General features: G+C 33.6%; 10 protein-coding genes and 1 pseudogene. 9 read left to right on the forward strand and 2 right to left on the reverse strand.

The annotated features are described in order from the left end of the window. Window positions 1-9 precede the first annotated feature (9 nt). The 9 genes and pseudogenes from CAP47_RS07105 to CAP47_RS07140 all read left to right on the forward strand — a co-directional run bounded on the left by CAP47_RS07105 (window position 10) and on the right by CAP47_RS07140 (window position 13,478). Window positions 10-2,817, forward strand: a complete 2,808-nt coding sequence (locus CAP47_RS07105; protein ID WP_100775994.1) for a virulence factor SrfC family protein — start codon at window positions 10-12, stop codon at window positions 2,815-2,817. After that, on the forward strand, window positions 2,814-4,172 hold the full coding sequence (locus CAP47_RS07110; RefSeq protein WP_153043504.1) for a S8 family peptidase: 1,359 nt from the start codon (window positions 2,814-2,816) through the stop codon (window positions 4,170-4,172). Before CAP47_RS07105 ends, CAP47_RS07110 begins: the two co-directional genes overlap by 4 nt. Next, window positions 4,169-5,908, forward strand: coding sequence for a hypothetical protein (locus CAP47_RS07115; protein ID WP_100775996.1), 1,740 nt, complete (start codon window positions 4,169-4,171; stop codon window positions 5,906-5,908). Before CAP47_RS07110 ends, CAP47_RS07115 begins: the two co-directional genes overlap by 4 nt. A 17-nt stretch (window positions 5,909-5,925) precedes the next feature. Continuing rightward, a complete protein-coding gene (locus tag CAP47_RS07120) occupies window positions 5,926-6,435 on the forward strand; it encodes a DUF4339 domain-containing protein (RefSeq protein ID WP_100775997.1) in 510 nt (169 codons plus the stop codon). 55 nt (window positions 6,436-6,490) lie between these two features. Continuing rightward, a pseudogene (locus tag CAP47_RS12560) lies at window positions 6,491-6,646 on the forward strand (DUF6804 family protein); the annotation flags it as partial. 186 nt (window positions 6,647-6,832) lie between these two features. Beyond that, window positions 6,833-9,208 (forward strand): EcoAI/FtnUII family type I restriction enzme subunit R, encoded by a 2,376-nt coding sequence (gene hsdR, locus CAP47_RS07125; RefSeq protein WP_100775998.1) that lies wholly within the window; start codon window positions 6,833-6,835, stop codon window positions 9,206-9,208. 137 nt (window positions 9,209-9,345) lie between these two features. Continuing rightward, on the forward strand, window positions 9,346-10,701 hold the full coding sequence (locus CAP47_RS07130) for an ATP-binding protein (protein ID WP_100775999.1): 1,356 nt from the start codon (window positions 9,346-9,348) through the stop codon (window positions 10,699-10,701). A 3-nt stretch (window positions 10,702-10,704) separates the two neighbouring features. Then, a complete protein-coding gene (locus CAP47_RS07135) occupies window positions 10,705-12,141 on the forward strand; it encodes an N-6 DNA methylase (protein ID WP_100776000.1) in 1,437 nt (478 codons plus the stop codon). A 2-nt stretch (window positions 12,142-12,143) separates the two neighbouring features. Next, the gene (locus tag CAP47_RS07140) at window positions 12,144-13,478 is read left to right on the forward strand and encodes a restriction endonuclease subunit S (protein WP_100776001.1); all 1,335 of its coding nucleotides are present in this window, start codon (window positions 12,144-12,146) and stop codon (window positions 13,476-13,478) included. Window positions 13,479-14,282: 804 nt separating this feature from the next. Here the strand turns inward: CAP47_RS07140 and CAP47_RS07145 are convergent. Then, window positions 14,283-16,088 carry a T9SS type A sorting domain-containing protein gene (locus CAP47_RS07145; protein WP_192869962.1) on the reverse strand — a complete coding sequence of 602 codons (1,806 nt, stop codon included), beginning with the start codon at window positions 16,086-16,088 and terminating at the stop codon, window positions 14,283-14,285. 63 nt (window positions 16,089-16,151) lie between these two features. After that, complete coding sequence (locus CAP47_RS07150; RefSeq protein WP_100776003.1) at window positions 16,152-16,502, reverse strand: T9SS type A sorting domain-containing protein; 351 nt, start codon at window positions 16,500-16,502, stop codon at window positions 16,152-16,154. Window positions 16,503-17,117: the final 615 nt, after the last annotated feature.

Here is a 17,117-nt window from a genome sequence, read left to right on the forward strand (position 1 = left end):
GACAATAAGATGGAAGATATAAAGGAGAGAACAGGAAAGATTGCCGATAATCTGGAAAGAGCTTTTGATTGGGCAAATGATCAAGATGATGAAATTACCAAAACGAGTGTTGGAAAAGCCCTTAAATCTGTTAGTCGATCATTAACAACAATAGATAGAGCGGTTCAAGAGCGACCATCCATTGCAGTTTTTGGACAAAGCCAAGTTGGTAAGTCATATTTAGTTCAAAACTTAACGAAGCCCACTGATGAAAAGTTTTTGAAAATTAAGGTTGATGATAATAAACCAGGAGTAAATTTTTTGACAGAGATGAATCCTGATGGCGGCAAAGAATCAACAGGATTAGTAACTCGGTTCACAACAAAAGAAACTGCTAATCCAAAATCTCATCCTTTTTCCGTACAGCTATTTGGTCAATTGGATATTGCTGCTATCCTATTAAACTCATTTTGGTCTGATCTAAAAGATTACGATAATATTTTAGACGACTTTTCCTTTAACGACTCCAAACAACTCCTACAAAAGATATCTACAAATGAATATCAAGACGATTTAGACGAATATGATATACACTACTTTGTCAACTATATTTATAAGAATTTCAGCGATACTTTTTTAATCCGAGAGTTAAAAAAAATAGGTTACTTTAAAGAGCTAATTGATTTATTAGGTAAAATTAAGTACAGTGATAGATGGGAAGTTTTGCAAGTGTTTTGGGGGAATAATAAATTCATAACGGAGCTTTTTAAAATGCTTTCAGAAGGCTTGGCAGAGTTGGCGTTTAGCAAAGAGGTAAACGTTAATTTAGCTGCGTTGGCACCAAACAAGACTACTATTCTCGATGTTGCACGCATTCGTGAATTATTTGAAAATATACCCAATTCTGAAAATATTGAGGTGCTTACAAAAGACAATAAATTAGTTTCGATAAATCGTTCAATTGTCAGTGTTCTCGCTAAAGAGGTCCAATTAGAATTAGCAAACACTTTTGAAAATGATGAGGAGCGAACTTTTATGAATACTTCTGATGTTTTGGACTTTCCAGGGAGTAAATCAAGAGAAAAAATACCCTTAAAAGTTTTTAACTCAAATTCAACCGATGAAAAATTACAGCTATTAATTAGGGGTAAAGTTTCTTATCTTTTTGATGCTTATACCAACAATCTTGGAGTTGCAACCCTACTCTATTGTATGGATGATAATCCTCCTGAAGAAAAAGAAGCACCAAATAGGCTTCATAAATGGGTTAAAAAATATGTTGGCGAAAATATAGAAGATCGTTCAAATAGGTTGTCAAAGACACTTGGGATACTTCAGAAAAATCATTTAAACGTAAATCAGGTTTCACCGTTGTTAGTTGTTTTTACAAAGTTTAACCAAGAACTCAATAAAGTAATACCAGGTAAAGAGGCTAGTATTGAAACGCATGATTCCAAATGGTTAGCAAGATTTCATGAAAATTTTGTAGAGTTTATGAGTAGGCCTGTAGATGATAAATGGATTAAGAATTGGACTAAACAACAGCAAACATTTAAGTTTGTTTTTCCTGTCCGCGACCCTATGTATTCACAAGCAACTTTTGAAGGCTATGAAATAGAGAAAACAGAAACGCGCATCAGACCAGAGCGAAAAGAAGCAATGAATGCCATAGGGATTTCATTTCGGGGGTCAGAACTTGTGCAAGATCATATCTTAAAGCCAAAAAAGGTATGGGACGAGTTGAGCAATCCAAACGGCACAGGTGTGAGCTACTTGTCGAAACATCTAAAAAGCTCAGCACACCCAGAAGTGACAAGAACACGCTTTAATTTTGAACTCAATAAAATTAATCGAGAACTTACAAGTATTCTTAAACCCTATAAAGTATCTGGTAATATAGACGATGATTTAAAAAAAGCAAAAAAGGAATCTTTACGAGTTTTTACGAGCATGGTGGCAATAGCAAATCGTTCAGATCATGCCTTAAGCCAAATTCTAAACAAAATGTTGATGACAGACACCGAAGTTTGGAATATCGTTTATGATAGTATTTTTAATACCAATGAACCATTGGATAGTGAAAGTAATATTGACTTACAGCAAAGTTTTAAGGATTTAGGGATAGAAATAACTTCTGAGACAAAGCAGTCTGAAATAATGGAAGGGCTTAGGGATTTGTATGAAGGCTTAAGTGATGATGAAATAAGAACTTTGATTTTAGATCAATTTGACTTTGATATTAATAAGATAGGTCAATTAATTGCCAATAAAAATGATAAAAGTAATAATTCAAGTTTAGCAGAGCGCATCATTGGCTATTGGGTGGACAAAATGATCAGCCTTAGCTTAAGTGATGATGTTTCTGATCAGCTTAATGATAAACAGCAAGAATCTTTGAGAGCATTGGTTAATGAGATACTCAAAAGCAGGGAAAGACTTCAACTAAAAACCCACTTGTTAAATATCATAAGTGATATACAGACTGGGGCTATTTCTATGGAGGATATCGAATTAATAGCCAACTGTTCTTCAACTTTATTAAACAACTTCATCTTTTCTGCAGGCTGGTCCCTCAGTGAAGAAGAAGATAAGCCGTTAAATAAGACTGGGCAAAATATTTTCTCAGATTATGGTAAAGTATTTAATATAAAGAATCTAAACTATAAACCTAAGGAAAGTAAAGGGATATATTTTAAAGAATGGCGTATTGGCTGTAAACATATTTTTGAAGAAAACGTCAAGTTTGAATATGGGATAAAAGAAACTATTAACACAGACCATAATAAACTTTTAAATGACATCTTAGTCACTTTAGAAAATGATATAGAAATCGAGTGAAGAAAATTAATCACATAGTCAAAAAGCGTGTTTATCATTTTGGTTGGTACAAGTGGCTAAGCTCAGGCTTACTTGTTCTACTTTTACTTTGTTTGTTTTTTAAATGCTGTACTAATGAAAGACAAATGCCTAATCAGTCAGTACGTGTACATTCTATAGATACGACAAAGATTAAACGTATAAAAAATGATCCCTTAGGTCGGTATGCAGTAAACGATTTAATTAATATTTATTTAAAAGAGAATACTGATATTGATGAGTTTGTAAGTGATTTCCAAAAAAAATTACCAAACGATACGATTGTTGTTAATTATTATGCAGAGGCATATAAACGTATTCAATTTTCAGTTAATGAAAAACGTAAAGAATTTATAAAAAACATAGCGAAAGCCGATACAAGTGCAGTCAAATTTGTCACTAATGAATGGGTTTTTAAAAAACAGCAAAATACAAGTGACCCAGGTTTTAATTCGGTTAAAAACACTTGGTTTTATAAAAAAATTGGAGTTTTTGATGCTTGGCAAAAAACAAAAGGAGATCCAAATATTAAAATTGCGGTTTTAGATGATGGTTTTGACTTAAAACATATTGAACTTAAGAACAGTTATGTTACGCCTTGGAATGTTTTTGACTATTCTAACAATGTTTATGCAAGGCCAGAAACACAGTTTCATGGTACGCATGTAGCAGGGATTATTGTTGCTGAAGCTAATAACAATTTTGGAATTGCCGGAGTAGCGCCAGAATGTAAAATCATACCGGTACAAATATCCAATGAATCTGGTATTATCACGACATCCTCTTTATTAGATGGTATTTTTTATGCCTTGAAAAATGATGCTAAAGTTATAAACATTTCAATTGCAATGAGCATCGGCCCACAGGCTAGAAACCTTAGTCTTCATGATCAGAAATTAATAGAAAAATTTTCATTTCATGAAGAGCAAGAACTTTGGGATGAAGTGTTTGAAATTGTACAAAAAGAAAATGCTATAATAGTTCAAGCTGCTGGAAATGACGGAGTGATTGCTTCCGTAGATCCAATGAAGAGGTCAGAAAAAACAATTATAGTTGGAGCAACTAATGAAAATGACGAGAGAGCATATTTTTCAGACAAAGGGGATGCAGTTAATGTGTATGCCCCAGGAACAGATATTTATAGCACACTACCCAATAACCAAATGGATTATTTAGATGGCACATCTATGGCCTCTCCAATAGTTGCCGGATGTGTTGGACTTGTCTTATCTGCCCACCCAGATTTATCTCCTAAAGAAGTGATTGCATTGTTTTCGAAGCAAAATGATCAGAACATACCTTTTAATGTAAATGATTTAATTTCAAAGAGTTTATGAAAACTGTTCATACTTCATACTTAAACGAAATTAAATCTGTTTTCAATAGCGAAGCGGATAACGAGCAGTATTATAAAGTTTTAAAAAACAGTAACTCTTCCAAACTCTATAATGTGGAGCTTGCTCAACCTATTGTTAGAAAAACAAAAGCTACGGTGATTTGGAAATCTGAAACAAACTTAGATTTAATTAAATTATCAGAACTTGAAGAGAGTAAGCGCCTTGAAATAGGAAGTATAATCGAAAACTTCTTTAAACTATTTGAGCAACGCATCCAACGATTTAAAAATATACCTAAAGACTTTACCAAAAAGGTCATGGAAATCCCAGACTGGAATTCTATTTTAGTAAATGAAAGCGAAGGCTATATTGTTATTGTAAATTGGGGGTTCTTGAATGATAAGTTTGACCGCAGAGAAGGTCTGATAAAAACCATATTTCCCGTACCGGATCAATCTATTTTGATACATCTTCAAAATGAAGATAAAGAACCGATATCGGGTCACTCCCTGAATGTAGTTACTACCTCCGAGAATCGAAAAGATTTAACTGATACAAATGGTTATGCGCGTTTTGGTACGATGATCAGAGGTGAAGAATTTGAGGTTTATGAAGTTAATGAGAATGGTGAAGAACATTTTCTTAGAAAATTTGTATGCGATGGCAGCCCTGAATACTTAATTGAAAAAAAAGAATATGTAGAAATAACGGTTGTGGTCAAATCAGAGACAGAACAAGGCATACAACATAAAGATTTCTATGTTGACACTATTGAGTTGAGTAACGAGTATTTTAACACTAAAAAATTAGGCCGTTTCACCTTAAAACATCCTATAGCAGAAAGCGATTTTATAGTTAAAGACTCTAAAAAAGAGATAGTACTAAGGGAAAGTCTTCCTGTAAAAGATACCACGTTTTTAATCGAACTGAATGAAGAAAAAGAACAGAGTCAACCTACAGAAAACAAAATAAAAGAAAACACACAAAAACATTTAAAACTTGTTTTTTTAAATAACTTCAATAAACCGCTGAAAGACTTAGAAGTAGAATTAAATTATGACAAGAAAGAAGCTAAAGAGACTTTCACTACTAATCAACAAGGAGAAGTTGTAGTCAATAAACTCAAAGGAAATCAAATCGATTATTCTTTTAAGAGGTATAGAGAAATTTGGGAAAACAGTATTCATGTTCAAACCGATAACGAAACACATTACATTCAAACCAAACCCAAATTCCCCTGGATATGGTGGTTGATTATATCAGTGCTATTGGTGCTGCTTTGGTGTTGCTTTTTTGGAAATTGTTTTTGTAAAAATGATACTAAAACAGAAAAGCAAGCAACTGGCCAAAACGAAATTAAAACAGAAGAGCAAGCAACTGACCAAAACGAAACTGAAATACGAATTGTTGATTGTAATGAAGAAACAAAAAGTGGGGGGTATGGTGTAACAAAAACTCAACACAATATGGGGGCTAATCCAGGTAAGGTAATAGTCCAATATGAAATGCAAAACATTCCAGATAAACTTGAGGTTTTTTATGAGGGAAATGTTTTAACCTCAACCTTCGAAATCAATGGAAATGAAAATGGGTTTGTTGGTGATGCTTTGAAATCTGGAGGTCAAGGAAAGCTATCGTTTGAGTACAAACCAAACAAAGAGAACTTTGTTACTGTAAGAGTTACAGGCACTGATGAAAACACGGCTTGGGGGTATATTATTTTGTGTCCTAAATAGTTTAAAATATAGTAATCATGAAGAAGTATTATTATTCTGATGGAGAAGAAAAATTTGGACCACTAAATCTAAAAGAATTATGTGATAAAGACTTAAAGCCAGACAGCTTAATTTGGTACAAAGGATTAGAGAAATGGCGTTTGGCTATAAACATTGAAGAGTTAAATTTTAAATTTGATAATCAATCACAGAGGGAAGTTAAAAATAAAGATAACCCACAAACTAGCGAAAATGATTCTGCCAGAATTATAAAGGATATTCAGATAAAAAAAAAATTAAATCATTTATTGCTTTTTTATCTTTATGGCCTAATTGCACTTTTTATTCTTGTAGCGCTATTTTATAATACCACTTTTGAGTATTACTTTTCTATTGTATCTGATCTTTATAATAAACAAGGTTTAATAAGTGATTATGATTCTTTTAAAAAACAAAAAGGAGGCTTTAGTTTTATTGTTGTGCTCACTCCTATCATTATTACCGGAGGTCTCTATTTTTACCACAGAAAACAAATAAAAAATCATTGAATATGACGTCAATTTGTCCTAATTTGAGAGAAGCTTACAAGATGAACAGAACAGCAATACTGAAATAATTGTTTACGGTGCTCTAGCTCTTCTTTTTCAACCATTTTTTAAAATAGCACTAGGAAGAGAAATATGGAGCATTGTAGATGTAGTTGTTGGCATTGGGCTTATTGTCAGTTTGTTTATGGATGGAAGAAATAAGCATCATTAAAAATTAACTCATTACTGATTTAGAATACAAAAATTAAAGCAAGATGAAGAAAAGTAGCAAAGAGTATTTATAACTCAAAAATGGATTAAAATTAATTACCTTCACAAATTCCAAACCTCAACCCTCAAGCCCCAAAACCTAAAACAAAACCCTATCTTAGCCAAAGCTTGATTAAAATGAAAACTAATGAATAAAAAAAACTTATCTGAATCTGATATAAAAGCGAAATTCATTACACCTGCAATTTTAAAATCAGGTTGGGATGAGCAAACTCAAATAGGAAGAGAAGTTTTCTTCACTGATGGGAGAATTCACGTGAGAGGGAAAATGACCGCAAGAGGAAAACGTAAATTTGCTGATTATATACTTTTCTATAAACCCAATGTTCCAATTGCTATAATTGAAGCAAAAGACAACAAGCACACAGTGAAAAGTGGTATTCAGCAAGCCCTTGATTATGCTAATATCCTTGACATCCCTTGCGTATTTAGTAGTAATGGAGATGGATTTTACTTTCACGATAAAACAGCAACAGATGGAGAAATTGAAAAAGAACTGACCTTAGATCAATTCCCAAACCCTGATGTTCTTTGGCAGAAATACAAAAAATATAAAGGAATTGAAACTGAAGAAGTTGAAGAAATCGCAAAACAAGATTATTTTCAAGATGGCTCCGGCCGTAGCCCCAGATACTATCAGCAAATTGCGGTAAACCGAACAATTGAATCCGTAGCAAAAGGTTTAGATCGTATTCTTTTAGTAATGGCAACAGGGACAGGAAAAACCTACACAGCTTTTCAAATCATATATAGACTTTGGAAAAGTGGAGCAAAAAAAAGAATCCTATTCTTAGCAGACAGAACAGCGCTAATCGATCAAACAGCTCGTGGTGATTTTAGACATTTTAAAGATGCCCTAACAATCATAAAGAAAAAACAAATCGATACAGCCTACAATGTTTATTTAGCATTATATCAAGGCTTATCTGATAATAAATCTGAAGATGCCTATAAAAAATTTAGTCCCGACTTTTTTGATTTGGTCATTATTGACGAGTGCCACAGAGGAAGTGTAAAAGAAGACAGTAAATGGCGAGAGATTTTAGCCTATTTTGATAAAGCAACTCACGTTGGCTTAACAGCAACACCAAAAGAAACAACAGAAGCTTCTAATATTGATTATTTCGGAGAACCTATCTACACCTACTCCCTAAAACAAGGAATTGATGATGGCTTCCTAGCACCTTACAAAGTTGTAAAAGTAACCTTAGATATTGATGCTGAAGGTTGGCGACCACCACAAGGATTTACAGATAAAAATGGAAACCCAGTTGAAGACAGAATCTATAATAGAACTGACTTTGATAAAAATATAGTTGTTGATGAACGTAGAAAATTAGTTGCTGAAAAAATAACCGAATTCCTAAAAGGTTATGACAGATTTGCGAAAACAATTATTTTCTGTATTGATATAGAGCACGCAGAAGGAATGCGTACAGCCCTAGCAAACGCTAATGCTGATTTGTTTGCACAAAACAATAAATACGTGATGCAAATTACAGGCGATAATGAAGAAGGAAAACGTGAGTTGGATAGCTTTATTAACCCGAGTGAACCTTATCCAGTGATTACGACCACTTCAAAATTAATGACAACAGGTGTGGATGCGCAAACCTGTAAACTCATTGTTTTAGATAGTAATATTGGATCTATGACTGAGTTTAAACAGATTATTGGTCGCGGAACGAGAATAAACGAAGAGTATGGCAAAACATACTTTACTATCATGGATTTTAGAAACGTAACAAACTTATTTGCTGATCCTGATTTTGATGGCGATCCGGTTATGGTAAAACAAGTTGAGCAAGATGACGATTTATCTGATGCAGAAGATGAAACTTTAGATGAAACGATCACAGATATTATAGATGGTGAAGAAATTGATTTTCCTGAATATCCAGAAGTAGAAGGCGGTGGTGACATTGTTGAAGAGCCGAGAACAAAAGTTCGAGTAGATGGCGTTCGCGTTAAAATTGTAAATGAACGTGTGCAATATTTAGGAAATGATGGGAAAATTATCACTGAAAGTTTAAAGGATTACACAAAAAATAGCATTACAAAACAATACCAAAGTCTAGAAAAGTTCTTGAGCACTTGGAATAGTACAGAAAAAAAAGAAATCATCATAAAAGAGCTAGAAGAACAAGGTGTTTTCTTTGAAGCCTTAAAAGATGAGGTTGGTAAAGAATTTGACCCTTTTGATTTAATCTGTCATATTGCTTTTGATGCAAAACCACTGACAAGAAAAGAACGTGCTAAAAACGTGAAGAAAAGAGATTATTTTACAAAATACAATGAGAAAGCTCAAACTGTCTTAAATAGTTTACTTAATAAATACGCAGAAGATGGCTTATTGACCATTGAAAGTACAGAGGTTCTAAAATTAGATCCTTTAAATAAATTAGGAACAGCAATGGAACTCATAAAATCTTTTGGAGGTAAATCAGAATATTTAAAAGCATTGAAAGAATTAGAGTCTGAACTATATAGTTTAAAGGCATAATCAACAATTCAACCCCTGTTTTAAGACATAATAAACGTAAAACACCCCCTATTTTGTAACAAATATTACTTAAAACACCCCTTGTTTTGTTACAATAATGACTACATTTACCCCCTTGGTTTATAAAAACAATAGCATTGAACTTTAAAAGACACATAAATACATATCTGATAAATTGGAAAAAAGCCAGTCGCCGAAAACCTTTAGTATTAAGAGGTGCTAGGCAAGTTGGTAAAACGACCTTGATTAAAGATTTTTCTAAAAATTACAAACACAGTATTTTATTAAATCTTGAAAAATCTAAAGATCTTCGGTTTTTTGAAGATTATGAAGATGTAAGTACCATTAAAGATGCCTTGTTTTTCGAATATAATATTTCAAGTGATGCTATAGGTGATACATTACTATTTATAGACGAAATTCAAGAGTCACCAAAAGCTATTCAATTACTGCGTTATTTTTACGAAGAATTACCAGAATTGCATGTAATAGCTGCTGGATCGCTATTAGAATTTGCAATGCAGCATGTAAAGAGCTTTCCTGTAGGTCGTATTGAATACTTGTATTTATACCCTCTGAATTTTTCTGAGTTTTTATCAGCCATTGGTAAGCAGCAAGCTTATGAACAATTAAATCAAATTCCTGTCAAAAATTTTGCGCATAAAACTTTAATAGATTTGTTTAATACTTACACTATTATAGGAGGAATGCCTGAAATTGTACAAACATATATTGCTAATAATAGCATTGCTGATCTGCCAAAAGTGTATGAAAGCATTTGGGCAACCTATAAAAATGATGTCGAGAAATATACTTCGAATGAAACAGAACGCAAGGTGATTAAGCACATCATGGATGTGGCACATTTATATGTTGATCAACGCATAAAATTCCAAAACTTCGGAAGCTCTAATTACCGTTCACGAGAAGTAGGTGAAGCCTTTAGAAATTTAGATGCTGCAAAAATTATTCAACTCATCTATCCAACAACGAGTTTGGAAACACCTATAATGCCAGATATTAAAAAATCACCACGCTTACAGTTTTTAGATACAGGTCTCATTAATCACGATTTAAAAATACAAGCCGATTTATTAGCACTTAACGATCTAAGTAACGCCTATAAAGGAGCTATCATTCCGCACATGATCACACAAGAAGTGATATCGCTAAACACCATTAATAACCATAAACCTAATTTTTGGGTGAGAGAGAAATCGCATGCTTCCTCAGAGGTCGATCTGGTAATTCAATACCTAGATAAAATCATGCCTATTGAAATTAAATCAGGAGCAACAGGTTCTTTAAAATCTTTACATGAATTTATAGAACGAACCAGTCATCATTATGCAGTTCGTATCTATGCAGGCGAATTCAGCATAGAAGAACATCAAACTCCAAATAAAAATAAACCTTACAAACTCATGAATTTACCTTATTATTTAGGAACTAAGCTTCCTGAATATATTGAGTATTTTGTGAAAAACAATTAAAAAATGGCAAACGTAGCAGCAGTAGTCAGCAGCATAAGAAATATAATGCGTCAAGACAGAGGGATTTCTGGTGATGCACAACGATTGGAGCAATTAGGTTGGATGCTCTTTTTAAAAATTATTGATGATAAAGATCAAGAATTAGAAATCTTAAAAGATAATTATCAATCTGTTATTCCTGAAAAATTCCAATGGAGAACGTGGGCAAGCAACCCAGAAGGAATCACGGGTGAAGATTTATTAGAGTTTATTGATAGTAACGCACAAAGCAACAGAGGTCTATTTGCTACTTTACGAAATTTAACAAGCGTTAATAACCCAAAGCGTGCTGCCATAGTCAAAGAGGTTTTTGATGGCTCTAACAACTATATGAAAAGCGGTTACGAAATGCGTAAAGTTATCAACAAACTCAATGAGGTTGATTTTAATAACTCTGATGACAAACACATCTTTGGAAACATTTACGAAAGCATTTTACAAGAATTGCGTGATGCCGGTAACAAAGGTGAGTATTACACACCCAGAGCTGTAACGCAATTAATGACTCAAATGACAGACCCAGAATTGGGCGAAAAAGTACTTGACCCAGCAGCAGGAACAGGAGGATTTTTAACCGCGGCTATTGATCACATTAGAGAAAAATATGTAAATACCGTTAATGATGAACACCAATTGCAAAAAAGCATCACAGGTTGGGAGTTAAAACCTGTGGCGTATGTTTTAGGCTTAACCAACTTAATTTTACACGAAATAGATGTTCCAGACTATCAGTATATTGATAGTTTAAAAAAAGAATACAACAGCATTGGGCGTAAAGATCAAGTTGATGTTATTTTAGCAAACCCACCTTTTGGAGCTCGTATAGCAGATGGTGTAGAAACAAACTTCCCAGGAACCTATAGATGTAAAGAATCTGCCGATTTATTTGTAATTTTAATGTTGAAACTCTTAAAACCTAAGGGGCGTTGTGCCATTGTACTGCCCGACGGTTCTATTACTGGAGATGGCGTAAAAGCAAGAATACGTGAGAAGTTGTTGACCGATACCAATTTGCACACCATTGTGCGTTTACCACAAACTACGTTTTTCCCTGCAACAGTAAGTACCAATTTACTATTCTTTGAAAAAGGAAACAAGACTAAAGATATTTGGTACTACGAACATAAATTACCCGAAGGACAAAAAAGCTATTCCAAAACCAAACCCATACAGTTTAATGAGTTTAAGCCTTTAATAGAATGGTGGGATAATAGAGAAGAAAACGACCAAGCATGGAAAGTAAATATTAATGATTTAAAAGATTGGGATTTAGATATTAAAAATCCTGTTCAAGAAGAGGAAGAAATATTAAAATCTTCCCCTGAAATTATGGAACAGCTTAATAATTCTTTTAAAAGAAGCCATTCCATTATTGATGAATTAAAAAATCTATTGGATTAATTATGGAAATGAATACAATAGGTAGTTTCTTAAATCGAGTTAAAGACTCGGTTGAAATTCAAGATGATATAGAATACAAAAGAGTAACCATTAAAACCAATCATCAAGGAGTTAAGCTTCGAAATAAGGCTTTAGGTTCTACTATAGGAACGAAGAAACAATTTAAAATCAAAGGAGGAGATTTTATCTTGTCTAAAATTGATGCGAGATATGGAGCATTTGGGATTATTCCAGAAGATTTAGATGGAGCTATAATTACTGGAAACTTTTGGACCTATGAGGTAAATACAGATATGGTAGACATAGAGTGGTTCTTCTATTTTACTCATTCTTTTGATTTTATGCAGATTTGTAAAGAATCGAGTACAGGTACAACTCATAGGAAATATTTAAATGAAAAGATTTTTTTAGGTCACAAAATTTATTTACCAAACAAGTCAGTTCAATCTGAAATGGTGAAAAAGTATAAAGAGGCTTCAATAAAAGGGAATATTCTTGACTCCGAAATCCAAACCCAAAAACAACTCATTTCCCAACTTAAACAAGCTATTTTACAAGAAGCCATACAAGGTAAACTGACACAAGAATGGCGAGAGCAAAACCCAAACACAGAACCCGCAAGCAAATTATTAGAACGCATAAAAGCTGAAAAAGAACAGTTAATAAAGGATAAGAAAATTAGAAAGGAAAAACCTTTGCCACCAATCACAGAAGATGAAATTCCTTTTGATATTCCTGAAAGTTGGAGTTGGTGTAGGTTGGGTTCAGTGTCATTATACTTGAATGGAAAAGGATTTGAAAGCTCTGATTTTCAGAAAAACAAAGGAATTAAGTGCATAAAAATAACGAATGCTGGTGTTGGAGAAGTTATTCCTACAGATGATACTTTACCATTAAATTTTAAAGAAAAGTATTCAGCTTATTTGGTTTATGAAAATGATATAGTAATTGCACTTACTCGTCCATACATTGCAGATGGTTTAAAGGTTAGCTTATGCCCAAAAGAATATAATGAATCCCTTCTTAATCAGCGTGTTGCTGTGATTAAAGGTTTGTTTGTAAAAAATAAGTACATCTATAAATATCTTCGCACAAACTTTGTTCTAAAAGGATATAAAGATGAGTTTGATTCAAAAGGGCAACAACCAAATTTAAAAACGGAACACATTACAAATTTACTTTTCCCTCTTCCACCATTTGAAGAACAAAAAGCAATAGTAGAAAAAGTAGAAACTTTAATGCAAAAATGTAATGCGTTGGAGGAAGAAATAACCCAAAGTGAAGAACACGCCAATATGCTAATGCAATCGGTTTTAAAAGAAGCTTTTGAGGGTTAAACATAAAATGATAAGCTTTTTGTAAGCTTCGGATAATTAATGATTTGTAATATCTAAAAACAATCTAATAATTTTTTTAGACAAACATTTAGATGTAGATTTTTGTAATATGCAGTAATTAGGTTCTTAGTAGATATTTTGATGTCATCATTTAATAAACGATGAATTTCAATCCCCCAAGCAAATAAGTATAGCTTTCATTACATTTCAGCCATACCCATTTTGCTTTCCGCGCAGTAAAAGCTGAAATACCTCCATTGCATTGCAGTATCTCAGCCCTTACTTTTTGCCTTTGCACTTTTCATAACCAATCAAACTCCACAAAGTCAAACCGAAAACCGCCAACTGAGAGCCGATAACCGAGAACCAATTTAGTCTTGTGTCTAATAGTCATGAGTCTTGATTCCAAAGGAAACCGATTTCACGAATAACCAGTTTTACAAATCACCAATTTAGTCCTGAGTCAAAAAGTCGTGTATCAAAAAGTCCATATTGAGTATTGAATAATTCAAAATTTAAAATTCATCATTCAAAATTATTTATCTACCATTCACCAATCAAGAATAACTGATAACCGATAACTGTGAACGGAAAACTGAGAACAGTCAACTGATAACCGATCTAGTCCTGAGTCTAATAGTCTTAAATCTTGAATCTAAGAATAACCGATTTCACGAATAACCAGTTTTACGAATCACCAATCACCATTCACCATTCACTAATCACCATTCACTAATCACGAATAACCGCCAACAGAGAACAGCCAACCGATAACCGATAGAGTCATTCAAAATTATTTAAAGTCTATTCCCTCACAACTTTCATATAAGATTGTTTTCCATTCGTATCTGTTAGGGATAAAATGTACAATCCAGGTTGTAGTTTAGACAAGTTTACTTGCTTATGTTTTAAGTTACCAGATTGTAATACTTTCCCTTGCAAGTCATAAACTTTATAGGCAGTTATTTCATCTTCATAGATGATATTGACAATGCCAGAGGTCGGGTTAGGGTGTATTTTTAGTTTTGTTTTGTTAAAGTCTTCTGATGAGGCCGTTTCAGAGCAATTTCCAGTGCCGTATTGCGCGATAAAGAAATCACTATCCACACCTAGTTTATTAAGTGTTTCAACAGAGTGATTACTAAAGAGGCTACCACCAAAATAGCCACCGCCAATAATATTGCCGTAGCTATCGAGAGCAATAGACATAAAAGCATCGTGGTAGCTAGAGGTTTGAGGCATGCTAATCACATTTTCAACATCACCAGTTGCGGCATCAAAATGGATGATGCTGGGGTCAGGGACAAGTCCCTGAAGTTCAGGACCAGGAACATTAACCCCACCCCAAGTATTGCCTAAGATGCCTAAGCCTAAGTACACATCATCACCGTCAATAGCAATGCTTCGACCAGGGAAACGAGAATACTCAATGGCATTGGTACCCCAAATCAAGTTCCCATCGCTGTCAAGCTTAACAAGAAAAGGACCTTTAGGTTCTTCCATGGATGCAGTCATAAACTCAAAACCAGCAAAACTGTCAGGCGTAAACTCAAGATTAGAATCAAGCAGACCGTCGCCCGTATATTGACCTGTAAAATAAATATCACCATTGGAGTCAAGTTTTATATCTCCAATTGAATATGAATAAGGAAACTGATTTTCGTGATACCAAATCACATTGCCTTGATCATCTAGGGCAGCCAAATAAAAAGCTTTTTCTGTTCCAGAAGCCATACCATAGCCATCTATACTGATTTCATCTGATGGATTACGTTTCGTATCCGCAATATAATAGCGATTTAAGTTGGCATCATAGACCATTTGATGATCATAAAAATTATAAGTTTGCATGTCAATGGTGAAAAAACGATCAAGGTTGCCATCAGCATCATAAACCACCATCGTTGACTGAATTTCACCATCGGCAACTATTAATTGGCCGTTTAAATGTGTGCCTTCAGTAAACCGAATTAAATGATGTGTTGTACCATCAGCTTCTACAGTTGATCGATCTATTAACCCACCAAATAAACCACTCAAAGCCCCTTCAGGTTCTCTTAACCATTGATAATTGCCGTCTTGATCATATTTAATAATAAACATGTTTTTAAGCATTTCGCCAGCTTGAGAGTTGGCAGGACCYTTRATGCTRTCTGTATCAAAATGAGGAGGGGGGGGAGTATTTATACTATTTCTAACATGTCCGCTGAGATATATATTGTTATTGTTATCAATACCTATAGAACTGGCAGAATCGTCAATGCCCCCTCCAATCATTTTATCCCAACGTAAGTTGCCTTCACAATCTGTTGAAAACACATAAATATCTTTTTGATTACCATTAGCACTGTAAGCAGTCAGAGGCATCCCGTCATAATCTGTTTGACTAGAGCCTACTTCGGCTAAAAAGTAATAATTATTATCATTATCCACCACCACTTCCAAGATCCGTTCCATGCCATTGCCATAAATATCAATTCCAGTTGATAATGCTGTGATACCACCCCCGCGTTTGGCCCATTGCCAATCTGGTGTGTCTTCTTGAGCGTGTATGCTTAAACTAGAAAGCAAAACCAAGGCGATGCAATAAAGATGTAATTGTCGTTTCATGTCATATAATTTTAGAATGAATGAAAATAAGCACATTGTGATACAATGTGCTTATTTAAAAAATTATTTTTTGATTAAAATCTTTTGTGCAATATTTTTGCCTTGATAGCTAAAAACAAGCACATATTGTCCCATCGATAAGTGTGTGAAATCAAAACGCTCCACACCTGTTGCCATCTTCAAGTTGCGTTCTGTTTGCAAATGACCACTGATGTTATAAAGCTGTAGCCTTGCACCCTTAAAATCAGATGCATCTATCCCATCAAAGCTGTAGGTAATCTCTGTAAAACTCGTCACAGGGTTTGGTGAAGCAACAATATTCACAGTCAATGGTGGTCCCGCGATACTTGGGTAATCAATATGGAATTCATTTTGACAAATAATATTTCGATTGATAAGAATAAAGATTAACATTACATTAATTTCTAATTTAATTTCTTAAAATTAATAAAAAGCAATAATTAAACAACCTAACTGTGTTAATTGTTTTAACTATATATATTTACATAATGCTTTTTAATGATTTTAAAATAGGTTTAATGAGCATAAAACCTAATAGTTGGGTGTTGTTAAAGAAAAGAATGAGTAATTGAATTTTTCATAAAAATTAAAGATAATTCTATAATTGAAACTAACTGTTTGTTCGATTTTAATCTATTTAAAATTATATAGATATCTACAATTCGACCCTAATATGTCTAGTTACTTTTCAATCAAATTATTAATAGACTAGCCCTTATATTAATAAATTGCGTTTCAATTAATTTGTATCTAAGCCCCAAGCAAATAAGTATAACTTCCATTGCATTTCAGCCATACCCATTTGCTTTCCGCGCAGTAAAAGCTGAAATACCTCCATTGCATTGCAGTATTTCAGCCTTTACTTTTTGCCTTTGCGCTTTTTAAATCCGTTTTCATAAGTGATTTGATTGCAATGTTGAAAGTGACGTGGCAGGTAATAAGGTGAGCTTTCGTCATTCTGTTTTGTTCCATAATACATAGCTGCAAGAGCTAAGAGAATAAATCAAT

Source organism: Psychroflexus sp. S27 (genome assembly GCF_002810405.1).
Taxonomy (GTDB): domain Bacteria; phylum Bacteroidota; class Bacteroidia; order Flavobacteriales; family Flavobacteriaceae; genus Psychroflexus; species Psychroflexus halocasei_A.

Bases quoted from the DNA above. Each gene is read 5' to 3' on its own strand.
- CAP47_RS07105 (WP_100775994.1), top strand. From the start codon at position 10: ATGGAAGATATAAAGGAGAGAACAGGAAAGATTGCCGATAATCTGGAA.
- CAP47_RS07115 (WP_100775996.1), top strand. From the start codon at position 4,169: ATGAAAACTGTTCATACTTCATACTTAAACGAAATTAAATCTGTTTTC.
- CAP47_RS07120 (WP_100775997.1), top strand. From the start codon at position 5,926: ATGAAGAAGTATTATTATTCTGATGGAGAAGAAAAATTTGGACCACTA.
- hsdR (WP_100775998.1), top strand. From the start codon at position 6,833: ATGAATAAAAAAAACTTATCTGAATCTGATATAAAAGCGAAATTCATT.
- CAP47_RS07135 (WP_100776000.1), top strand. From the start codon at position 10,705: ATGGCAAACGTAGCAGCAGTAGTCAGCAGCATAAGAAATATAATGCGT.
- CAP47_RS07140 (WP_100776001.1), top strand. From the start codon at position 12,144: ATGGAAATGAATACAATAGGTAGTTTCTTAAATCGAGTTAAAGACTCG.
- CAP47_RS07150 (WP_100776003.1), bottom strand. From the start codon at position 16,502: ATGTTAATCTTTATTCTTATCAATCGAAATATTATTTGTCAAAATGAA.